At 51.6% G+C, this 20223-nt stretch carries 21 protein-coding genes; 9 read left to right on the top strand and 12 right to left on the bottom strand.

Annotation, left to right across the window (positions count from 1 at the left end):
- Positions 1-73 precede the first annotated feature (73 nt).
- Together F7231_RS02910 and F7231_RS02905 are read left to right on the top strand one after the other, a co-directional pair.
- The gene (locus F7231_RS02910; protein WP_166690836.1) at positions 74-796 is read left to right on the top strand and encodes an SIR2 family NAD-dependent protein deacylase; all 723 of its coding nucleotides are present in this window, start codon (positions 74-76) and stop codon (positions 794-796) included.
- 90 nt (positions 797-886) lie between these two features.
- A complete protein-coding gene (locus F7231_RS02905; protein ID WP_166690835.1) occupies positions 887-1591 on the top strand; it encodes an endonuclease III domain-containing protein in 705 nt (234 codons plus the stop codon).
- A gap of 17 nt (positions 1592-1608) precedes the next feature.
- On the opposite strand, the gene F7231_RS02900 is transcribed toward F7231_RS02905, so the two are convergent.
- The 5 genes from F7231_RS02900 to F7231_RS02880 all read right to left on the bottom strand — a co-directional run bounded on the left by F7231_RS02900 (position 1609) and on the right by F7231_RS02880 (position 5540).
- Complete coding sequence (locus F7231_RS02900) at positions 1609-2001, bottom strand: hypothetical protein (RefSeq protein ID WP_166690834.1); 393 nt, start codon at positions 1999-2001, stop codon at positions 1609-1611.
- Positions 2002-2249: 248 nt separating this feature from the next.
- On the bottom strand, positions 2250-2966 hold the full coding sequence (locus F7231_RS02895; protein WP_166690833.1) for a helix-hairpin-helix domain-containing protein: 717 nt from the start codon (positions 2964-2966) through the stop codon (positions 2250-2252).
- Positions 2967-2978: 12 nt separating this feature from the next.
- Positions 2979-3470, bottom strand: a complete 492-nt coding sequence (locus tag F7231_RS02890) for a helix-hairpin-helix domain-containing protein (protein WP_166690832.1) — start codon at positions 3468-3470, stop codon at positions 2979-2981.
- Positions 3471-3489: 19 nt separating this feature from the next.
- A complete protein-coding gene (locus tag F7231_RS02885; RefSeq protein WP_166690831.1) occupies positions 3490-4455 on the bottom strand; it encodes an OmpA family protein in 966 nt (321 codons plus the stop codon).
- Between the two features lie 311 nt (positions 4456-4766).
- Positions 4767-5540, bottom strand: coding sequence for a hypothetical protein (locus F7231_RS02880; RefSeq protein WP_085414784.1), 774 nt, complete (start codon positions 5538-5540; stop codon positions 4767-4769).
- A 123-nt stretch (positions 5541-5663) separates the two neighbouring features.
- Between F7231_RS02880 and F7231_RS02875 the strand changes: the two genes are divergently transcribed.
- Positions 5664-6452 carry a UDP-2,3-diacylglucosamine diphosphatase gene (locus F7231_RS02875; protein WP_166690830.1) on the top strand — a complete coding sequence of 263 codons (789 nt, stop codon included), beginning with the start codon at positions 5664-5666 and terminating at the stop codon, positions 6450-6452.
- A 180-nt stretch (positions 6453-6632) separates the two neighbouring features.
- On the opposite strand, the gene F7231_RS02870 is transcribed toward F7231_RS02875, so the two are convergent.
- The 3 genes from F7231_RS02870 to F7231_RS02860 all read right to left on the bottom strand — a co-directional run bounded on the left by F7231_RS02870 (position 6633) and on the right by F7231_RS02860 (position 8997).
- Positions 6633-7547: an SDR family oxidoreductase gene (locus F7231_RS02870; RefSeq protein WP_229369549.1), complete on the bottom strand. Its 915-nt coding sequence runs from the start codon at positions 7545-7547 to the stop codon at positions 6633-6635.
- 91 nt (positions 7548-7638) lie between these two features.
- Positions 7639-8478, bottom strand: coding sequence for a crotonase/enoyl-CoA hydratase family protein (locus F7231_RS02865; RefSeq protein ID WP_166690829.1), 840 nt, complete (start codon positions 8476-8478; stop codon positions 7639-7641).
- 72 nt (positions 8479-8550) lie between these two features.
- Positions 8551-8997 (bottom strand): type I restriction enzyme HsdR N-terminal domain-containing protein, encoded by a 447-nt coding sequence (locus F7231_RS02860; protein WP_085414787.1) that lies wholly within the window; start codon positions 8995-8997, stop codon positions 8551-8553.
- 100 nt (positions 8998-9097) lie between these two features.
- Here F7231_RS02860 and F7231_RS02855 point away from each other — a divergent pair, with 100 nt between their 5' ends.
- The gene (locus tag F7231_RS02855) at positions 9098-9871 is read left to right on the top strand and encodes an AMP nucleosidase (RefSeq protein ID WP_085414788.1); all 774 of its coding nucleotides are present in this window, start codon (positions 9098-9100) and stop codon (positions 9869-9871) included.
- A 116-nt stretch (positions 9872-9987) separates the two neighbouring features.
- Here the strand turns inward: F7231_RS02855 and F7231_RS02850 are convergent, their stop codons facing one another.
- Positions 9988-11322, bottom strand: coding sequence for a tetratricopeptide repeat protein (locus F7231_RS02850; RefSeq protein WP_166691174.1), 1335 nt, complete (start codon positions 11320-11322; stop codon positions 9988-9990).
- A 278-nt stretch (positions 11323-11600) separates the two neighbouring features.
- Between F7231_RS02850 and F7231_RS02845 the strand changes: the two genes are divergently transcribed.
- Positions 11601-12035 carry an Hsp20/alpha crystallin family protein gene (locus F7231_RS02845; RefSeq protein ID WP_166690828.1) on the top strand — a complete coding sequence of 145 codons (435 nt, stop codon included), beginning with the start codon at positions 11601-11603 and terminating at the stop codon, positions 12033-12035.
- A gap of 58 nt (positions 12036-12093) precedes the next feature.
- Here F7231_RS02845 and pyrR read toward each other — a convergent pair whose 3' ends face one another.
- Entirely contained in the window at positions 12094-12654 is a 561-nt protein-coding gene (pyrR, locus tag F7231_RS02840; protein ID WP_085414790.1) for a bifunctional pyr operon transcriptional regulator/uracil phosphoribosyltransferase PyrR, read from the bottom strand.
- Positions 12655-12762: 108 nt separating this feature from the next.
- Between pyrR and pth the strand changes: the two genes are divergently transcribed.
- From pth to F7231_RS02820, 4 genes are all read left to right on the top strand, one after another.
- Positions 12763-13323 carry an aminoacyl-tRNA hydrolase gene (pth, locus tag F7231_RS02835; RefSeq protein WP_166690827.1) on the top strand — a complete coding sequence of 187 codons (561 nt, stop codon included), beginning with the start codon at positions 12763-12765 and terminating at the stop codon, positions 13321-13323.
- 240 nt (positions 13324-13563) lie between these two features.
- Complete coding sequence (locus tag F7231_RS02830; protein WP_085414792.1) at positions 13564-13998, top strand: hypothetical protein; 435 nt, start codon at positions 13564-13566, stop codon at positions 13996-13998.
- Positions 13999-14336: 338 nt separating this feature from the next.
- Positions 14337-15266 carry a helix-turn-helix domain-containing protein gene (locus F7231_RS02825; protein ID WP_166690826.1) on the top strand — a complete coding sequence of 310 codons (930 nt, stop codon included), beginning with the start codon at positions 14337-14339 and terminating at the stop codon, positions 15264-15266.
- 108 nt (positions 15267-15374) lie between these two features.
- Positions 15375-16256: an SDR family oxidoreductase gene (locus F7231_RS02820; RefSeq protein WP_166690825.1), complete on the top strand. Its 882-nt coding sequence runs from the start codon at positions 15375-15377 to the stop codon at positions 16254-16256.
- A 120-nt stretch (positions 16257-16376) separates the two neighbouring features.
- Here the strand turns inward: F7231_RS02820 and F7231_RS02815 are convergent, their stop codons facing one another.
- Positions 16377-18644, bottom strand: a complete 2268-nt coding sequence (locus tag F7231_RS02815) for an NADP-dependent malic enzyme (RefSeq protein WP_166690824.1) — start codon at positions 18642-18644, stop codon at positions 16377-16379.
- A 120-nt stretch (positions 18645-18764) separates the two neighbouring features.
- The gene (locus F7231_RS02810; protein WP_166690823.1) at positions 18765-20060 is read right to left on the bottom strand and encodes a cation:dicarboxylate symporter family transporter; all 1296 of its coding nucleotides are present in this window, start codon (positions 20058-20060) and stop codon (positions 18765-18767) included.
- Positions 20061-20223 lie beyond the last annotated feature (163 nt).

The following is a 20223-nucleotide window of genomic DNA, read 5'->3' as shown; positions in this document are numbered from 1 at the left end:
GCTGATCGCCATAGTTCCGTAAGTTCACCGGAATGGCCTTCCAAAGCTGCGGTGAATGTTGTATCTTACTACTATGGAAAATCGTCAGAAAATCGTCGTCTTAACGGGCGCAGGCATTAGCGCAGAGAGCGGGATCGCCACGTTCCGCGATTCGAACGGCCTCTGGGAAAACCACCGGATTGAAGATGTGGCCACTCCGCAGGGCTGGCAGAAAGATCGCCTGCTGGTACTGGATTTTTATAACCAACGGCGCAAGCAGGCCTTATCAGTAATGCCCAATGCCGGACACTACGCGCTGGCCAGATTGGAGGAATTTTACGATGTTACGATCATTACGCAGAATGTAGACGGCCTGCATGAAAAAGCCGGATCGACTCATGTGCTACACTTGCATGGTGAGTTAGCCAAGTCGCGGAGCTCGATCGACGAATCGCTGGTTTATGACATTGATGGCTGGGAGATCAAACTGGGCGACCAGTGCGAAAAAGGATCACAACTTCGGCCGCATATCGTCTGGTTTGGTGAATCGGTGCCGATGATGGAAGAAGCCATTGATGTGGCGCTGACGGCTGATATATTCATTGTAGTGGGTACGTCGCTGGTCGTATATCCGGCAGCGGGTCTGGTCGACTTTGTACCCAAAACGGTTCCAATTTATGTCGTTGATCCTAACCTACCGGAACTCAAGCCACGTCCTAACCTAACGCTTATTGGCGAACCAGCCAGCGTTGGCATGACCCAACTGGCCGATCAACTACTTGCTAATGCTAAATCAGGTAAGGCAGCCATGAGCTAACCAAACTAGCTGCTCGCCCTGGCAGGTACGTTGCCTGGGCCAGTGAACAGAAATAACCGACCTCTTTTATGTTGGGCAGGTTTTACCTGTATGACACTTGTGGAGAAAACCCTCCTGGCACATCAGCTGCTCAACGACCAGTACGGTATTCAGGCCATTTACGGCTACAAAGATCCCATGCATGAGCTGGTCGGGACCATTCTGTCGCACCGAACCACGCACGACAATGAAGTGACCGCTTACCGCACGATGCGCGAACGGTTCCCTACATGGGAGGCCGTCCGCGATGCACCTTTACCCGATCTGATCGATGCAATTAAAACAGCCAATTATCCGGAAGTAAAGGCGCCTTACATTCAGCAATTGCTAACGGTGCTGATTGCTGAGCGCGGCGAAGCGAACATCGACTTTCTGGCCGATTTGTCAACAGAAGAGGCGATGCAGTGGCTGAATCGGTTACCCGGAATCGGGCCAAAGACATCGACGTTGCTGCTGCTTTTTTCCTTCCACAAGCCGGTACTGCCCGTTGACACTCACGTGTACCGGGTTACCCAGCGTATTGGGGTCATCGGCCCCAAAGTGAGCGCCGGCAAAGCGCACGATTTATTACTGGCCGCCCTTCCGGCAGATGCCGTTGAGTTGTTCAATTTTCACAAACATTTCTACTGGCATGGGCAACGTACCTGTACCTGGTATACACCAAAATGCAGTGAATGCGTACTTGCTCCCCACTGTGATTACCTCAAATCGGGTAAAACGCTGATCCTGAGCAGTACACCTTCGCGAAAGAAATAGGGCAAACGGGTATTCCGTTAAAGCGCTTTTCCCTTCTGCATTCGTTTCAGTCTGTCCTTGTGGACATCTGTCTCAGAGGCATCCGTTTGGCCAGCCAACAACAACGATTTTTCCTGTAATTGAACAGCTTGCTGCTTTCGACCCATCTGGTAGAGTAAACAGGCGCAGACACCCGTAGCATTGGCCGTTTCGGTCAGTTGGTTGGACTGTTTTACGTAGTCAGTCATGGCTTGCAGACGGGTTTCGTTCTTAACGCCGGCGATAAACGACCAGCCAATAGTGCAGAGTTTGGCATAATCCAGCCAGAAAGCGGTTGAGTCCTTTGTCTTTGCTTCAGTTGTCAGCCTAGGCAACAGGTACGTTTTTACGTATGTCTCAGCCTCCGAGGCATATCGGTCCCATTCTTTCATCGTTTGATAAAACTGAGTCTGGCATTCTGCCTTTTGCTCATCAAACCGCTCATCCTCAATTTTTTATACAGTCTTCACCAACAACGATAGGCGGGCCTCCTAGTGCCAGGAGGTATAACGTTAGCCGTCTCATACAGCGCTGTATTGTTTAGCTAGTATACGGAATCAAGTAAATCAGTTAAACAAAAATTGGGTTATCAGCATCGAAAACTGACACCAATAACCCAAGTCAACACCGATACCGGATCTTACTCAGCTACTTTTCCACCATACTTCCGCTCATAGAACGCCTGCGATTGGCTCACCCAGTTATCTCGCTCGATTCGGCCGGGGAAAAACTCGATGATCTCGTTTACCTTGTTGATGTCTTCTTTCGTGAAATTACCAACCTGCCGGAACGTGTAGATGCCAAGGCTGTGCAGCTTACGCTCTAAGAACGGCCCGACACCTACAATATCTTTCAGATCATCGGCCTCGGCGGCGGTAGCCCGGCCAATCCGGTCGAAGTTGATTTCATTGGCTCTTGCCGCAATTCGGGTCAGGACCGCATCTTCTGAGTTGGCAACCGGCATGGCGGGCGCTACAGATGCACCGACTGGCGCAGGAGCTAATTGAGTTGCCTCAGCAACGGTCGGCACTACCGTAGATACCAGCACAGGTGGTAATTCAACAGGCACCTCGAGTACTGGGGCCGCCATAGCGGGCACCACCAGGGGCTCGCTCACTACCGGCGGCACGATCGTTTCAGTACGAATCGTGTTTGCCTGTAGCCGGGGCGCTGTTGCTTTAGACCGGCGGCAATTCTCCAGTTCCGCTTCCTTTTCAGCGATGGCCGTTTGCAACGCGCCAACGCGACTATTCAAAATAAGGCGGGCGATTAACCAACCTACAAACGCTGCCAGAGCGAGCAAAAGCAGCATTTCGACACTAGCGACTAAGCGGCTAAAGGGATCTAATCCAAACATGGGTGTAAGGGGTTAAGCGTTACGTTTCTTGCGTTCAAACTCAGCCGACTGGCCTACCCAGTCGTCGCGCTCGATACGGCCCGGAAAAAACTCAATGATATCATTCACTTTGGCTACGTCTTCGCGGGTGAGGTTAGCTACCTGCCGGAACGTAAAGATGCCAATGGCATGAAGTTTCTTTTCCAGAAATGGGCCAACGCCAACAATATCCTTTAGGTCATCAGCCTCGGCGATGGTGGCCCGGCCAATACGCGCAAAATCGAGCTCACTTGCTCGGGCACGTACCCGGTTCAGAATCAACGCTTCCTGGTCTTCCGGTGCCGAGGGCACTCGCTGGCAGTCAGCCAATTCGCGTTCAGTGCTGGCCAGATCGCCTTCCAATTGCGCAATCATGCCCTTGCGGGAAATGTAGCCGATAATAAAGCCCAGCGTACCAGCAACCAGCAGCATAATCCAGTGCTGCAGGGGGACATCGGGCAAATTCAGGGGATTCATGGTAAACATAGTGCTTCAGCGGTTTCGGTTATTGAACAACAACAGTGACACGACGATTGGCCTTACGGCCTGCCTGGGTTGCATTCGACTCTTTAGGTTGCGATTCACCTTTGGCATCGACCATAATTTGTTCGCTATCGATACCAGACTTTTTCAGGCGGCTTTTCACCGTGCCCGCCCGAGATTTCGATAGCTCCAGATTTACGGCTTCAGGCCCCGAATCGTCGGTATGACCGGTTAGCACCAACTTTTTGTCTTTGTTGGCTTTCAGGTACGTTGCTGCTTCGGCAAAAAATGCCTTCGTTGACTCAGTTTGGATATAATTCGATTGGCCCATTTTGAAGTACAGGTCAATCGGTTTAAATACCGACGTGAACTTTTGAGACTCGGCCAGTGCTTCTTCGGTTTTGGGAATTGCCGTAGGGGCGCTTTCTGTTGCCGGGGTAGCTGCCGTTGCTGGTGCGGCAGCATCTTTAAACGCGAATGCTAAACCGCCATACAGCGAATCGCCGGCTGCATTGTAGGCCATTACACTTGCCTTGTTTGTATCGACCAGCACGCCGTTTGTTGCTAATTGACCAGCCGGAACCCCTAGCTTCACTAACTGCGCCTTACTATCCTCGGCTCTGGCAACGCCCAGGTTCGGGTACGTCGACGGATTCTGCTCGTCGGCGTGGTAATAGCCGTTTATGTCGAGCTGTCGACCGGGATTTGCTTTCAGGTAGTCGGCCAGCGACTGAAGCGTCTTTCCAACGGCCGACGCATTGGCTACTGCGCCTGACTTAGCAAAGCTGAAGTTTCCGGGTACGTTCAGATTCAGCTTGTCGGCATCGACGATTACCAACGAAGGAGCAGTTACGCCAGAGGCAGCAACGGTGGTAGCAGAAGCAGGATCGTCGCCACAGAGTTGCTTGATTTTACAGACGTGCCACCACGTCGAGCCGCCCATCCATAAGAGGAGAAGGACAATCCAGGGGGTTTTGTTAGTGAACATAAATGGAGGGTAATTAGAAAGCCTACCCAGCTGGTTAAGTGTAGGAAGTCAGTTAGACGAACAAGGTCGTAAATGGTCATCCAAAAATAGGTTTGTCTACCATAATTGCAACAATATCAGGGTTTTTCAGTCAGTAACGGCAACAATCACCGCTAGCCTTACCAACTAGACTTACTGGATTTAGCACCCTGATCCGGTAGTACTCTACTACGCTGAACAGATCAGACCCGGCCCGTTTCATCCCAGGTCCATACCTATAAAAAAAGCCTCCTCTGGTTGAGGAAGCTTTTACAAAAGGGAATGAAGTATGCCTAGTTATTAAGCACCTCGGAAAGCATAACATTGGCAAGAATTGCCGCACGCTCCCGGGACACAGTCATGTTGTCGCTGGTATTTACCCGCACGTTGAGAATGTGGTTATTCAGCAGCACGTGCATCGTCCGGGTCGACATATCCCAAACGGCCTTGTCGCCCAAGCCCGCGTAAGCAGCGAACCGGCTTGTATTAACCGCTGGCTTTACCAATTGAGTAGCGGCTGGGGTTACCCGAGACACGGTAGTGGCGGTGTCATTTTTGGCCGATGTATCACGCTTGGCAATCGAACCGGTCGCTGATTCAGCCGGCATTTCAGCAGCAGTACCTTCAGGAGCTGGACCGCTCAATGGCTCTTTCTCTGCCATATCCGAATCAGCAGCAGGCATGCTCATTGTAGCCGCGCCTTTACCCTGGTACATCCGGTCGAAGGCGTACTCAGCATGGTATATAGACTGATAAGGACGGGCCGTAGCGAAGGAAACGTCTACTTCGTTTTTACCCCACATAAATTTGCCGCCCTGTGCCTCATCAATGACTTCTACTTCAGTGTCGCCACCAAGCTTAAACGTACCCCGCACCAGATCTTCAGCCAGCAATGTGCTTGCTTTATCATAGAGAGCATCGTTAGAAAGCATACGGACGCCTACAACCTGGCGTGCCAGATGGGGGCTGGCTGTTCCACCAGCGTCGTTCGCATCGTCGGTATTACCGGGACGGCACGATACCATACCCAGAAGCGCAAAAGAAAATAAAATAGCTGATTGTTTCATGAGTCAATATATGTCTACCCCTTCAACCCAATTTTTTGTCAGATTGTTGCGGAACGTAGCTTAAAACAGCATGACGGATTGAACGAGCGTCACCTGCGGTTTCTGACGTATTTTTGCCCCCACATGGATGCTATTGATCGTATTGCCTTACCACCGGGACGTCAGGTGTATTTTGCTTCTGATTTTCACCTGGGTACCCCCTCCCCCGCCCACAGTCGCGAGCGTGAAGCCGCCGTTGTTCGCTGGTTAACTACGGTTGAAACCGATGCCGCGGCCATTTTTCTGGTGGGTGATGTATTTGATTTCTGGTTCGAATACAAACACGCTATTCCAAAAGGCTTTGCCCGTTTGCAGGGGAAACTGGCCGAACTGGCCGATGGTGGCTTGCCAATCACGCTCTTTACCGGTAACCATGATATGTGGATGCGCCATTATTTCACCGATGAACTGGGTATTCCGGTCTACCGTCAGCCCCGCTCCTACCAGCTAGGCGACAAGCAGGTGTTTATTGGGCACGGCGATGGTCTGGGGCCCGGCGACCATGTCTATAAACGACTAAAAAAAGTCTTTGAGAGCGAACTAGCCCAGCAAGCTTTCAAATGGCTGCATCCCGACCTGGGTATCGGTCTGGCCCAGGCTTGGTCGCGCCGCAGCCGGATCAGCAATATGAAAAAAGGCGAAGAGGTGTTTCGGGGCGAAGAACACGAATGGCTCTGGCATTATTGCCGAGAAGTAGAAGCCCAAATGCACCACGATTTCTACGTGTTCGGTCATCGCCACATTCCGCTCGACCTTGCCGTTTCGCCAACCAGCCGTTACATCAACCTGGGCGAGTGGGTTCACGCCCGCACCTATGGCGTCTTCAACGGCGACAGCCTGCGGCTGGAAACATGGAATGAAAATAAGCATTGAACGTCAGTAAACGACGAATTATAGTCCCGTAGGAACGTCTTTTAGAAACCAATGTGCATTTCTATCGGACGTTCCTACGGAATTCCACTTCCCCTGATTGGCATCGGGGGCTAGTGTATCGGTCATTCCCGCATGGTTATGACTATTTTTTTGCGACGCCAAACGCCGACTTCGTGACGCTTACTGTCCCTGTTGGCCTTCCTTCTTGCTTTCGCGGTTGGCTTGTTTGATCGACTGCCCGATCATATCCCACTGATCGTCAGTTACTTTTTCGAGGTGGCTGAATTCGCCTGCGGCCAGTACTTCGCCCCCATCGATGGTGATGCATTCGCCGGTAACGTACCCGGAAAAATCCGACAGCAGGTAAGCGGCCAGATTAGCCAGTTCATGGTGCTCACCCACGCGTTTCAGCGGAATTCGGCTGGTAGGGTCCATCATGCTGGCTAGTGGCTCGGGGAAAAGCCGATCCCATGCGCCTTTGGTTGGGAACGGACCGGGCGCAATGGCATTCAGGCGGATACCGTACTTGCCCCACTCGGCCGCCAGCGATTTGGTCATAATTAGCGCACCACCTTTAGCCACCGCCGAGGGCACAACGTACCCGGAACCGGTTGTGGCGTAGGTAGTTGAGATATTTAGCACCGTGCCTTTTATCTTATTCTCAATCCAGTATTTACCTACGGCCAGCGTAAAATAGTAAGTTCCGCGCAGCACAATATCGACAACCACATCAAATGCTTTGTACGAAAGGCGTTCTGTTGGGCTAATGAAGTTACCGGCGGAGTTGTTGAGCAGCCCATTTACTTCACCGAACCGCTCCACTGTATCGGCAATGACCTTCTCAATGGCCAGCGGATCGCGCACGTCGCAGGCAATTGCCAGAATTTGCCCGGCACCCGGCTGGTCTTTCAATTCATCGGTCAGCTCCTGCGCCGTTTGATCGAGTACCGCCTGGCGGCGGCTACAGATCGTTACGTTGGCGCCAAGTTGCAAAAAATAACGGGCCATCGACTTACCGAGGCCCGTGCCGCCACCTGTTACAATAATTGTTTTACCCTTCAGTGCGTCATCGCGCAGCATGCCTGTATTTGTCATATGAACTGGGTGAATGAGTGGCTGTGGTAGGCCGCCCGGAGCAAGGTATTTACTAACTCGCTTCGGGCGGCCTACCGCAACCACTCATTTTTTAGTAGCCTCTATTGATTTTTTTGTTGAAAGCAGCTTGTCGACGTTCAGCCGTCGCATCCATTGCTTCGGAAAAATCCATCGATTGCAGTTGCGAAGAATTCCAAACGGCTACGTACTGCAACCCGGCTTCAATCGATTTATCCATGCCGTAGTTCAGAACAGCCTTGGCCCCCTGAACGGCCAAATGCGCGTTATCGGCAATTTGCTGCGCCAGTTCATCAGCCTTGGCAAACAACTCCTCGGGCGTGTCGAGCAAATGATTCACCAGCCCCGTTCGCAGCGCAAAGGCGGCATCATAATCACCGGCCGTAAATGCCATTTCGCGGGTAATGCCTTCGCCTACAATGCGCGGTAACCACTGCAAACCGCCAATATCGGGCGTAATAGCCAGTTTGGCCTCGCGAAGGCTGAATTTAGCCGTAGCTGAGCAAAGCCGAATGTCGGCCGCTGCAATCATATTGAGCCCGCCTCCTATGCACCAGCCATGCACCGCCGCAATAAAGGGCTTAGGCGACTCGTGCATTTTCTGGAAACCAGACTGCATCTGCCGAATCATATCCATCAATTCGCGCCGACGGTCAGCCAGTTGGTTGCCGCCCACCATAGCGGCAAGTTTGGGCATCATCTGGGGCAAGTCAAGGCCATAGGAAAAGTGGTCGCCACTCCCCCGCACTACCACCGCCCGCACATCGTCCATGCCGTTGATCTCATCAATAGCCTGTGGAAATTCGGCCCAAAAATCCGGACCCATCGCGTTGCCTTTACCGGGGCCCAGCAAGGTCAACGTCAGTACGCCGTTCTGCGTGGTCGTTGAAAGTGATTGATACGTCTCTGCCATAGCAAGTAGTATGCGTGCATACTATTTTTGGTATAGGGCAAAGGTATTAATTCCCCGAAAAAGACAAGACCGCTACCCGTTAAATACCGGAAAATCGTCGAGGAAAGTGATGTTGGTGGTCTGGTGGCACACTTCACAGCAGTAGTGTGTGAGGCCATTGGTGATCACCAGATACGGTGCCTGATGCACATGGTTGTAGCGGGCTGCCTGATCGAACACCGCCTGCGTAAGGGTTACGTGCGGGGCCTTGCACTCGACAATTAGAAATGGTTTTCCTTCACGCGTAAACGCCAGCAGGTCAGTACGTTTCTGCGTCGCATTCAGCACCACCCCACCCTCCGACCGGATCAGCGATTTGGGATACTGATACTGATTGATCAAGAGATTGACCACGTGCTGACGTACCCACTCTTCGGGCGTGAGCCGGACATGCTTGCGGCGTAACAAATCGAAGATATACGGTTTGCCATTGATCTCCGTAAGTTTGTAGTCGAATTCAGGCAGATTCAGCGCATCCATACACGAAGATACTGAGCAGATGAGTGAATTGTGACTGAGCGATTAGCTCAAATCACGAAAATAACCATCGCCTCATTCAGCTGCCCTCTGATATACACACATGAAAACGAAAGAAGAGATTGTACAGAATTGGCTACCCCGCTACACCGGTACGCCTATTGATCAGTTTGGCGAGTATATCCTGCTCACTAATTTTATCAACTATGTGGAAATGTTTGCCAAAGACCACGACGTTGAGATTTACGGCATTGGCCGGGCTATGCAAACGGCAACCGCCAATAACATTACGATCATCAACTTTGGCATGGGCAGCGCCATGGCCGCAACCGTAATGGACTTATTGTCGGCCATTTCGCCCAAAGCCGTACTCTTCCTGGGCAAGTGCGGTGGCCTGAAGCGCCGCACGTTAATCGGTGATCTAATTCTGCCAATCGCAGCCATTCGGGGCGAAGGCACCAGCAACGATTATATGCGCCCCGAGATTCCGGCCCTGCCTTCCTTTCGCTTGCAGCGAGCCGTTTCGTCGACCATCAAGAAACACGAGCTCGACTACTGGACAGGCACCGTGTACACGACCAACCGGCGTATCTGGGAGCACGATGAAACGTTCAAAGAATACCTCCGCGAGATCCGTGCAATGGCCATTGATATGGAAACGGCGACGATTTTCTCGGTAGGCTTCATCAACGCCATCCCGCACGGCGCTCTCCTGCTGGTGTCAGACAATCCGATGGTTCCGGAGGGGGTGAAAACCGAAGAAAGCGACAAAATCGTGACGACGAACTTCGTTAACAAGCACCTTCAAATCGGTATCGACTCGTTGCTTGAGCTGGCTACTTCCGGCGAATCGGTGAAGCACCTGCGGTTCGAATAAGTTTAGTCTAAACCAGGATCTATTTGCTTGAACAGATTAACAGGAAACCAGGCCTTGCTAAAGGTTGATCCTAACCAAAGCCTCCTGTTAATCCGTTTAATCAAGTGAATCTTGGTCTAATTACAATAATCGCTGATCACTTTGTAGGCTGGCGTGTAACCCAGTTCACCAGACTTGGATAAATCCAGGCAACCGCCGTTTTCATCGCCTAGTCCATGACGGATAATTCCCCGCACATAGAATGCTTCGGCATAGCGCGGATTCAGTTTGATGGCGCTGTTGCAATCGAGGATAGCCCCCTTCTGATCATTCTGCGCCGACTTGATCATGCCCCGGCTGAAGTAGGCCTCGGCATAGGTAGGATTCAGTTCTATCGCTTTGTTCAGATCAACGATGGCTGCTTTCGAATCTCCCTGTTTGTTTTTGCTGACTGCCCGGCTGAAATACGCTTCTGACCGTTCAGATGATAGCTCGTTCAGTTTATTCCGCTCCTGTACCACGTTCAACAAGCTACCGAGCGTAGCACGACTGATACGTCCGTTGAACAGCACCTTTGAATCTGTATTTGTATTGTTCAGTTCGATCGCCTGGTTGAAATCCTGCACGGCCCCTTTCTGGTCGCCCAATTTGCTCCGGCAAAAACCACGGCCGTAGTACCCTTTATAGTTCGTTGCATCGAGCACGATGGCCCGGTCGTAGTCACTGTTAGCCCCCTTAAAATCGTCTAGTTTTCCTTTGGCGAAACCCCGATTCAGGAATGATTCGGCGTCATCCGGACTCAGCTCTATCGCTTTATTCAAGTCAGTGATGGCACCGGCAAAGTCATTCAGCTCAAGGCGAGACGCCCCCCGGGCTGCATACGGCTGCGATTTCTTAGGGTTTAAGTCGATCAGCTTCGTAAAGTCAGCAAGGCTACCCGAGTATTCATCGAGTTTCTGTTTGGTTAGCCCCCGCGCATACAGCGCCGCCTGGTTGGTTGGCTCCAATTCCAGTGTGCGGTTGAAATCCTGCAACGCCCCCCGATACTGTTCTAGTTTATTGCGGCTGGTGCCCCGGTTATAATAAGCCTGCGGGTCTTCCGGACTTAATTCAATGGCGCGGCCAAAATCGAGCAGAGCCGACCGGTGATCATCCTGTTTGCTTTTGCTCACACCCCGGCTCAGGTACGCCAGTGCGTCTTTCGGGTTCAGCTCAATGGCCCGATCATAATCCAGAATAGCCCCCCGGTGATCTTTCAGGTTCGCTTTGGCCAGGCCCCGGTTATAATAGCTGGGGGCATTCTCGGGATTCATGGTGATGGCCATGCTGAAGGCTTGCAGCGCACCGGTAAAATCGCCGGTCCGGCTTTTGGTTACACCGCTCTCAAAATAGTCAACGGCCGTTTGTTGAGCCAGCAGTGGTGTATGAGTAAAGCTGCCCAGCAGCGCGAATAGTAATAACGTACGACGTATCACAAATGGCGAAGTTTTATTACGGAAGTATATTTGACTAAAGAACTTTAAAATTACTCTGTGGTGGTGGGCACAACAAATTAAGTTTACTAGCGATCACTTCCACTGTCAGTATTTCCCCTTGTCTGGTATACTACCACGCTCTATTCGGCCATTATGTCATATTATTTATAGATATCAATGAATTTTCGGACAAATTGTCTTACATAGGCGGTTGGTATCAGATTTGACTAGAGATAGGTATCCTGCTTATAAATGCAGTTAAACGATAAACAACCATGAACACCATAGCACGCGTAAACTCAATGCCAACCTTGTTCGACACCTTCTTTGGTCCCTCAGTGGCAGCTCGTCCTTACATTACCCGTTATACTAAACCGGCGGTATCTACACCAGCGGTGAACGTGAAAGATACTGAGTCAGCTTTCCTGCTCGAAGTAGCTGCTCCCGGTGTAAAGAAGGAGAACTTCGGCTTATCAGTAAATCAGCAAGTGCTTACGCTGACATTTAAGAACGAGCAAACGACGGAAGAAAATAAAGACGCCTACGTACGTCAGGAGTTCAGCTTCCAGTCATTTGAGCGTAGCTTCCGCCTCCCTAAAACAGTCAATGTCGACGGTATCAAAGCTACTTACACGGATGGCATTCTGACTGTAGAACTGCCTAAAGCAGAAGAGCAGAAGCCTGAAGTAAAGCAAATCGAAATTGCTTAATTAATTATCCTCGCTTAACCAGAAACGGCAACCTTTCCTACAGGTTGCCGTTTTCGTTTTATTCCGGGTCGACGAGCCAGATCCGATCCTGCTCGGCCCCTTGCTCAGTCCACTCAACCAGCACCCGCTGCGTGTCGAGTGTATGCACACGCTGACCTACGTAATCAGGATTAATGGGCAGGTCGCGGTTGTAGAGCCGATCGATCAATACCAGCAATTCGACTTTACGTGGGCGACCAAATGCCGTCATGGCGTCCATAGCGGCCCGAACCATCCGGCCAGTCGCCATCACGTCATCGATCAGAATGACACGCTTATTCTCCAGCAAAAAAGGAACATTCGTTGTATTGGGCCGAAGCGGCGAATCCCGACGGCGAAAATCATCGCGGTAGAACGTAGCATCCAGATAACCGAGCGGCACGGTCACCCCCGGATTGGTACCCGCTAAAGTTCGGTTCAGTTCACGCACTACCCGTTCGGCGAAGTAAATGCCGCGCGGCTGCAGGCCAAGCACCACCGAATTGGCAAAATCGTTGTGGTTTTCAATCAATTCCTGACTCAGGCGGCTGATGACGATTTCCAGCAGCGGGCTGGACAACACGAGACGTTTTTGATTCATGCCTTAAAAGTAGGTTTCCGGCGGTAGTTTCTGGCTTTCAGCGGGCAATTTTATGACCTTTGCACCGGAATAATCTCTCTTCCAACGCACAGCATCCAGTTAGAACCAATGAAATTTTTGATTGTAGGTCTCGGCAATATCGGTCCCGAATACGCACTTACCCGCCATAACGCGGGCTTCATGGTGCTTGACCGCCTGGCCGCTCAACACGGTTTTTCCTTTACCATGAACCGGCTGGCCTACACGGCTACGTGGTCGCATAAAGGCCGACAGTTTGTGTTTATCAAGCCGACCACGTTTATGAATCTGAGCGGCAAGGCGGTCTCCTACTACATGAAGCAAGAGCACATTCCAATCGAAAACGTGCTGATACTAACCGACGACAAAGACATTGCCTTTGGTAAACTACGGCTGAAGCCCAAAGGCTCTCCCGGCGGGCATAACGGGTTACGCAGTATCGATGAGTTGTTAGGTACCCAGGAATACGCCCGATTGCGCATTGGCATCGGCAATGATTTCTCGCGCGGAAGGCAGGTCGATTTTGTTTTAGGGCAGTTTCCGGAAGACGAATTAATTCAATTACCGGACTTTCTGGACCGGGCAGGCAATGCAGTGGTCAGTTTTTGTACTATGGGCATACAACACACCATGAATAATTACAACCAATGATATAACTTTTTGAAGAACTTTTGAATTATATCAAGAGTGACAAAATAGAGGCAACCAAGTTTAGACACCAAATACTATTCTGTTTTTAGCCGATAAAGAGGACTAAATTTTGATATAAATCCCAAAACAGGAGAAAAATTCAAAATAAAATTCCGATACGACTCTAGTAACTACCTGACAAATATAAACTTACTGGAGAGCGGCTGTGTTCTATCACTGAACACAAAATAGAATAAAACAATGAAAACGCGTGTTATCTTTGCATCGTTGATTCTTGGATTAAGCATCACAGCAACATCTAACGCCGCTACCACCATAAACGATGATAGCCCGGTTGCTGGTAAGCCTGCCGGAACAATGCTGATTAATGGTTCAGAAAAGAAATTCAGCGCTTATGCTGATCTGAAGATGAGCCGCCTGACCCGTCAGCCTGAATGGCAGACGTGCATGGATGTTGTAACGAAATACAACGAGAACCCCGTTTCTGTGCTGAGTCTCTCAGCGGCCGAACGTGACAATTTTAAACAAGCCTCGTCAGTAGTGACGAAGCAGTTGGCTAAGCAGAAAGACGGCAATGCCAGCCTGTGGTTAAACCAGGTGAACAACACCGTCCGAATGATATCATACTTCTGGGTAGTAAGCCAGGAAGTACCGCAAATGCCTGACAATGAGTAGTTGTTAATTCTACCAATTTAGTTGGGTTATTGGAACAAGAACTAGTTTAAGTTAGTTTTTCAAGTAGAAAAGGTTAAGGGTTTAGGAATAGTCAGTAAAGGGCCGGGTCATTGATCCGGCCCTTTCTTTTTAATTAATCGGCCAGATTTAGTCTTGAAGTTAATCCGGCAAACCAGGCCATAGCTTTATTTCATGCAGCGGGTATTTGTCAACGTTTACCACCAGGTTGTGCTTCTGATGCGCTATTCCCTATCGAATCGAATTGCTTTTTGCTTATAATCGAACCGTTTATTTCCGCTAGAGGGGCTGTTATCTTTGTTTTCTACAACTCCCTACTCATGGAAAACAAGGCGCTCGACGAACTATATAGCAAATTGGCCCCTGTCAACACTGACATTCCAGGTACGTTGCTACCTACAGCTAGGCAGCAAGAGGTTGGTCATTTCAACGTCTTTAACGTAGAAGACCTGATGCGCGGTAACCGGGACAAGCCGCCAATGACGTTTGACCGTCGGGCATTCTACAAGATCAGTTTAATTCGCGGACGAAGCCGAGTTGAATATGCCGACCAGGTAATTGACGTCGATCAAAGTGCCCTGTGGTTCGCTACGTCACGGGTACCCTACCGTTGGCTACCGCAAGATTCTGAACAGATTGGCTATTTCTGCATTTTTACCGATGAGTTTTTACTACCTGCTAAAGGCGGTATGCCGTTGGACGAACTGCCAATTTTCCAACCGGGTAGTTGCCCAATCTGGTCTGTGACGAACGACGAGTACAGGGTGATTGAGGCTATTTTTCTAAAAATGAGCCAGGAAATTACATCTACGTTTTCGTACAAGTATGACCTGCTTCGCGCCTACTTGATGGAGTTAATTCTCCTTGGCCAGAAAATGCAACCTGCTTCGGCGCTGGTTCCCGCTCATAATGCCTCGGCACGGGTAGCAGCTCAGTTCACTGCTCTGCTAGAACGGCAGTTTCCTCTCGATAGTCCACAGCAGCAGCTACGGCTACGCAGGGCAAAAGATTATGCGGACCAGCTAGCCGTCCACGTTAACCACCTGAATCGGGTTCTTAAGGAAACAACGGGCCATACAACTACCAAACTGATTAGTAGCCGGGTCACTCAGGAGGCTAAAATCTTACTGAAGCAAACGAACTGGACCGTTTCAGAAATAGCCGACAGCCTTGGTTTTACAGATGTGGCGCATTTCTGTAACTTCTTCAAACGTCAGACAGGTCTTGCGCCAAGTGCTCTGCGAGCCTAACATGGTTATTTGAATTATACAGTAGATGGTTTGGCCTGCGCAACACCGCGGCTGGTCATCTGGTAGACCTTTGTAGCCTAATCAGCAATCAAACACAACCAGACAACTATGCGCGTTTTCGTTACCGGCGCAACGGGCTTTATTGGCTCAGCGGTCGTCCAAGAATTAATCGGGGTAGGCCATCAGGTTATTGGCCTTGCCCGTTCAGAGAAAGCAGTACAGGAATTGACTACTGCCGGAGCCCAAGCCCATATGGGTTCCCTTGATGACCTCGATAGTCTCAAGCACGGTGCAGCAATCTCAGATGGAGTCATTCACCTGGCCTTTATTCATGACTTTGCCAATTATGCTGCGGCAGGCGAGTCGGACCGCCGTGCGATTAATGCACTAGGTAGTGTGCTAGCCGGATCAAATCGCCCTCTTATCGTAACGGCCGGACTCGCGGGCTTTTCATTAGGCCGCCCCGCGACTGAGAACGACGTACCCACCGCCTCACCCCGCATGTCGGAACAGACGGCAATGGAACTCGCAGTACAAGGCGTTCATGCATCGGTTGTACGATTGTCACCATCGGTACACGATACCGGTGACTACGGATTCATACCTACCCTCATCGACATTGCCCGTCAGAAAGGCGAGGCAGCCTATGTAGGCGACGGATCGAATCGGTGGTCCGCCGTACATCGGCTCGATGCGGCCCATCTCTTTCGACTAGCTCTGGAAAAAAGGGCAGTGGGCGCTACATATCACGGAGTTGCCGACGAGGGCGTACCGATGCGCGACATTGCGGCTGTAGTTGGACGCCACCTGAACGTACCTGTCATTGCTAAATCACCCGCAGAGGCGATTGGCCATTTCGGCTGGATAGCGCGTTTCGCAGGAATGGACGCTTCGGCCTCTAGCATACTTACGCAACAGCAGTTGAACTGGCATCCTACTCATCCATCGCTTGTAGCCGATCTGGAGATGGGGCATTATTTTCACCACTAACAAAGCCACTACGGGTCGACCCTATTGAAAAAGTAAGAAGTTCTTCACCGTATGAACCTATTACATAAAACGCCCCGCATGTAGGTACCTGCGGGGCGTTTTATAAACAATACTACGCACCTAATCTGCTACGGCAATAGCCACCATGTTGACGATCTCACGCACTGAACTACCCAGTTGCAATACGTGCACAGGCTTGCGAAGGCCCATCAGCACCGGACCGATCTTTTCAATGCGGCCGATTTCCTTCAGCAGGTTATAGGCAATATTGGAAGCGGCCAGGCTGGGGAAGATAAGCACGTTGGCGGGCTGGTCGGCCAGTGGCGAGAAACTGTACGATTCGCGCATCAGCTCCTGATTGAACGGTAAGTGCGCCTGCATTTCCCCATCGACAATCCAGTCGGGGTGGCGGGCCTGCAACATGGCAGTGGCCTCCTGCATTTTTTCCGCGTCTTCGCCGGTAGCGCTGCCAAACGTAGAGTACGACAACAGCGCAATACGTGGCTCGATGCCGAGCCGACGTACCGCGTAAGCCGTCGTTTCGGCAATCTCGACAATCTCGGCGGTGTTGGGGTTCATATTCACCGTGGTGTCTGACAGGAAAATAGGGCCAAATCTTGACATCAGCACGTACATACCCGACACTTTGCGAATACCGGGCTGGCGACCGATAACCTGTAGGGCGGGGCGCAGTGTTTGCGGGTAGTTTCGGGTCAAACCCGAAATGAGCACATCAGCCTCGCCCGTTTCCAGCAGCACCGACCCGAAATAGTTGCGGTCGCGCATCAGGTTTTGCGCTTCGCTCAGGGTCATTCCTTTCCGCTTCCGCTTTTCGTACAACACCTGCGCAAAGGTCTCCCGCATTCGATCCTGCCGGGGGGCGCGGTGGTCGATGATGCGCGTATCGCCCAGGTCCAGGTTGTGCTCTTTAAGCGTAGCGTGAATACTGTCGGGATTACCGAGCAGGATGGGCACGGCCATTTTCTGATCGCGCACCTCCGCTACCGCCCGCAGCACCGAGAGGTTTTCGCCATCGGTAAACACCACCCGCTTTGGCGATTGCTGCGCTAGCCGCACCAGGTTACGAATAAACGAGTTATCCTGTCCCTGTCGCTGCGATAGGCGCAAATCATACTCGGCCCAGTCGCGAATAGCTGTACGGGCTACGCCTGAGTCCATAGCGGCCTTAGCCACGGCAGGGGCTACCATGGTCAGCAGGCGCGGATCCGACGGTTTGGGTAGAATGTAGGTACGTCCGAATACCAGTCCGTTGATGCCGTAGCTTCGGCTAACCGCTTCGGGAACAGGCCGACGGGCCAGTAACGCCAGCGCACGAACGGCGGCCAGCTTCATTTCTTCGTTGATTTCGGTAGCCCGCACGTCAAGCGCCCCCCGGAAGATATACGGGAAACCCAATACGTTATTGACCTGATTCGGGAAGTCGGACCGGCCCGTTGCCATGATAATGTCCGGACGCGCCGCCGTAGCTTCTTCGTAGGTAATCTCCGGATTTGGGTTCGCCATCGCAAACACGATTGGGTCGGGTGCCATGCTCCGAATCATGTCCTGGGTGACCACGCCGCCTACCGATAAACCCAAGAATACGTCGGCACCTACCATAGCGTCGGCCAGAACGTACCCGGCTGGGTGGCGGTCAGTCGTGTATTTATACTGGTTACCCACCAGATTTGTCCGGTCTTTGGTAAGTAGTCCGTCTTTGTCAAACACGGTAATACGGTCGGGCGATACCCCCAGGTGCACGTACAGATCAAGGCAGGCAATGGCCGCCGCACCGGCTCCATTGACAACCAAATTAATGTCGTCGATCTGCTTACCGGCCAGTTCAAGCGCATTCAGCAGGGCAGCGCCAGAGGTGATTGCCGTGCCATGCTGATCGTCGTGCATGACCGGAATATTCAACTCCTGCCGTAACCGCCGCTCGATCTCGAAACATTCAGGCGCTTTGATATCCTCCAGATTGACCCCGCCAAACGTTGGTTCCAGGATCTTCACCGTCCGGATAAACTCCTCGACGTTGGTGGTATCCAGCTCAATATCGAAAGCGTCAATGTCGGCGTAAATCTTAAACAGGAGGCTCTTCCCTTCCATAACGGGTTTAGAAGCTACGGCCCCAATGTTGCCCAGCCCCAGCACCGCTGTTCCGTTCGAGATCACAGCCACAAGGTTGCCTTTGGCGGTGTAGTCGTACGCTAGTTCGGGATTATCGGCAATAGCCAGACAGGGTTCAGCGACGCCAGGCGAATAGGCAAGCGATAAGTCCCGCTGATTCTCAGTTTCCTTGGTGGGTGTAATTTCAATTTTTCCGGGACGGCCCTTGGCATGATAATGCAGGGCGTCTTCGCGGAGTTTTTGTGATGAAGTGCTCATATTTTTCTAAATCAACACAGCGGCGCAGCGGGCACAGCCATATCCTGTTTCAACTGGTGCTGGTGTGCGTTGCTTCTTTGTATTGACGTTAATCAGCGTCAAAATTACATTGATCCTGCCTCAAACCTTGATTTTTTCCGAGTCCTCTACGTTTCCGAAGGCCAGTTCCATCTTGTTTCGGTCGAACGCTTTTTCATGATTCGCCAGCCAGACCGTAGCTACCCCGTTGCCGATGAAGTTAGTAATGCTGCGGGCTTCCGACATGAACCGGTCGACACCCAGCAAGAGAGCCAGCCCCTCAACCGGAATCACGTTAATGGCCGTGAGCGTACTCGCCAGCACCACAAAGCCGCTGCCGGTAACACCCGCCGCCCCTTTCGAGGTAACCATGAGAATACCCACAATGGTGAGCAACTGACTCCCGCTGAGGTGCACGTTAAAGACCTGCGCTAGAAAAATCGTAGCCATGGACAGATAGATCGTGGTGCCATCCAGGTTGAATGAATAGCCAGCCGGCACCACCAGACCCACCACCGATTTGGCACAACCCATCCGCTCCAGTTTCTCCATCAGCGAGGGCAGTCCGGCTTCTGACGAGGACGTACCCAGCACGATCAGCAGTTCTTCGCGGATATAGCGCAGGAACTTCAGAATGGGCACTCGACAGGTGTACAGAATAGCACCCAGTACGCCGAAGATGAACAGCGCCATAGTGGTATATACAGTGATCATCAGCTTGGCCAGGGGCAGCAACGTACCCAGCCCGTACTTACCAATGGTGTAAGCCATGCCGCCAAACGCGCCAATCGGCGCGAGCAGCATCACCTTATGCAACCCCGAAAAAATTACTTTCGACACCCGGTTCATCACTGCTACGATCCGATCACGGCCTTCATACCGGGTCAGCAACGTGCCAGTGAGGATTGCGGCCAGAAGCACCTGCAACGTCACGTTGTCGAGAAAAAATTGCCACCAACTAAAGGCAGAAGCCGTTTTTGTGAACTTCGAAATATCCCCCCCACCGAGCGCCGACGTCACTACGCCATCGCCCGGCCGAATTACGTTGGCAACTACCACGCCGATCAGCAAGGCAACCGTGGTAACGACTTCAAAATACAGCAGCGCTTTCGCTCCCACCTTACCAACTTTCTTCAAGTCACCCATGCTGACAATGCCGAGCGTAATGGTCAGAAAAATAATCGGGCTGATGAACAGCTTGACGGCACTAATGAAAATACCGCTCAGAAACTCACTGAAGGTGGCGCCGATGGTCAGTTCCTGCCCCATAAATCGGCCTTTCAATGGCGCATCAAGGATGGGGAGCAGGACAAGATCGGGTCGGAGGTGGCCGATCAGAATGCCCAGTGAAATGGCGGTGAGTACCCAAAACGTAAGATTCGTTAGCAGTTTTTTCATGCGTTACAGACAGTGATACAGCCACACCAGGCCACAAAAGAGAAAGAGGCAAGCCGGGGAGTTACCAGCAAGTTATACTTCAATTTAGTCAGTAGGGCTATTTGGGTTGCGTTTGGCAGGCTAGTTCACCGATTAGCGGCCAGTCTCGCTGATGATAGCCCCG

The sequence above is a fragment of the Fibrivirga algicola genome (assembly GCF_011742925.1).
GTDB classification, from domain to species: Bacteria; Bacteroidota; Bacteroidia; order Cytophagales; family Spirosomataceae; genus Fibrella; species Fibrella algicola.
Note: the sequence above shows the minus strand (reverse complement) of the source record. Positions and strands in the feature narration are given on the sequence as shown.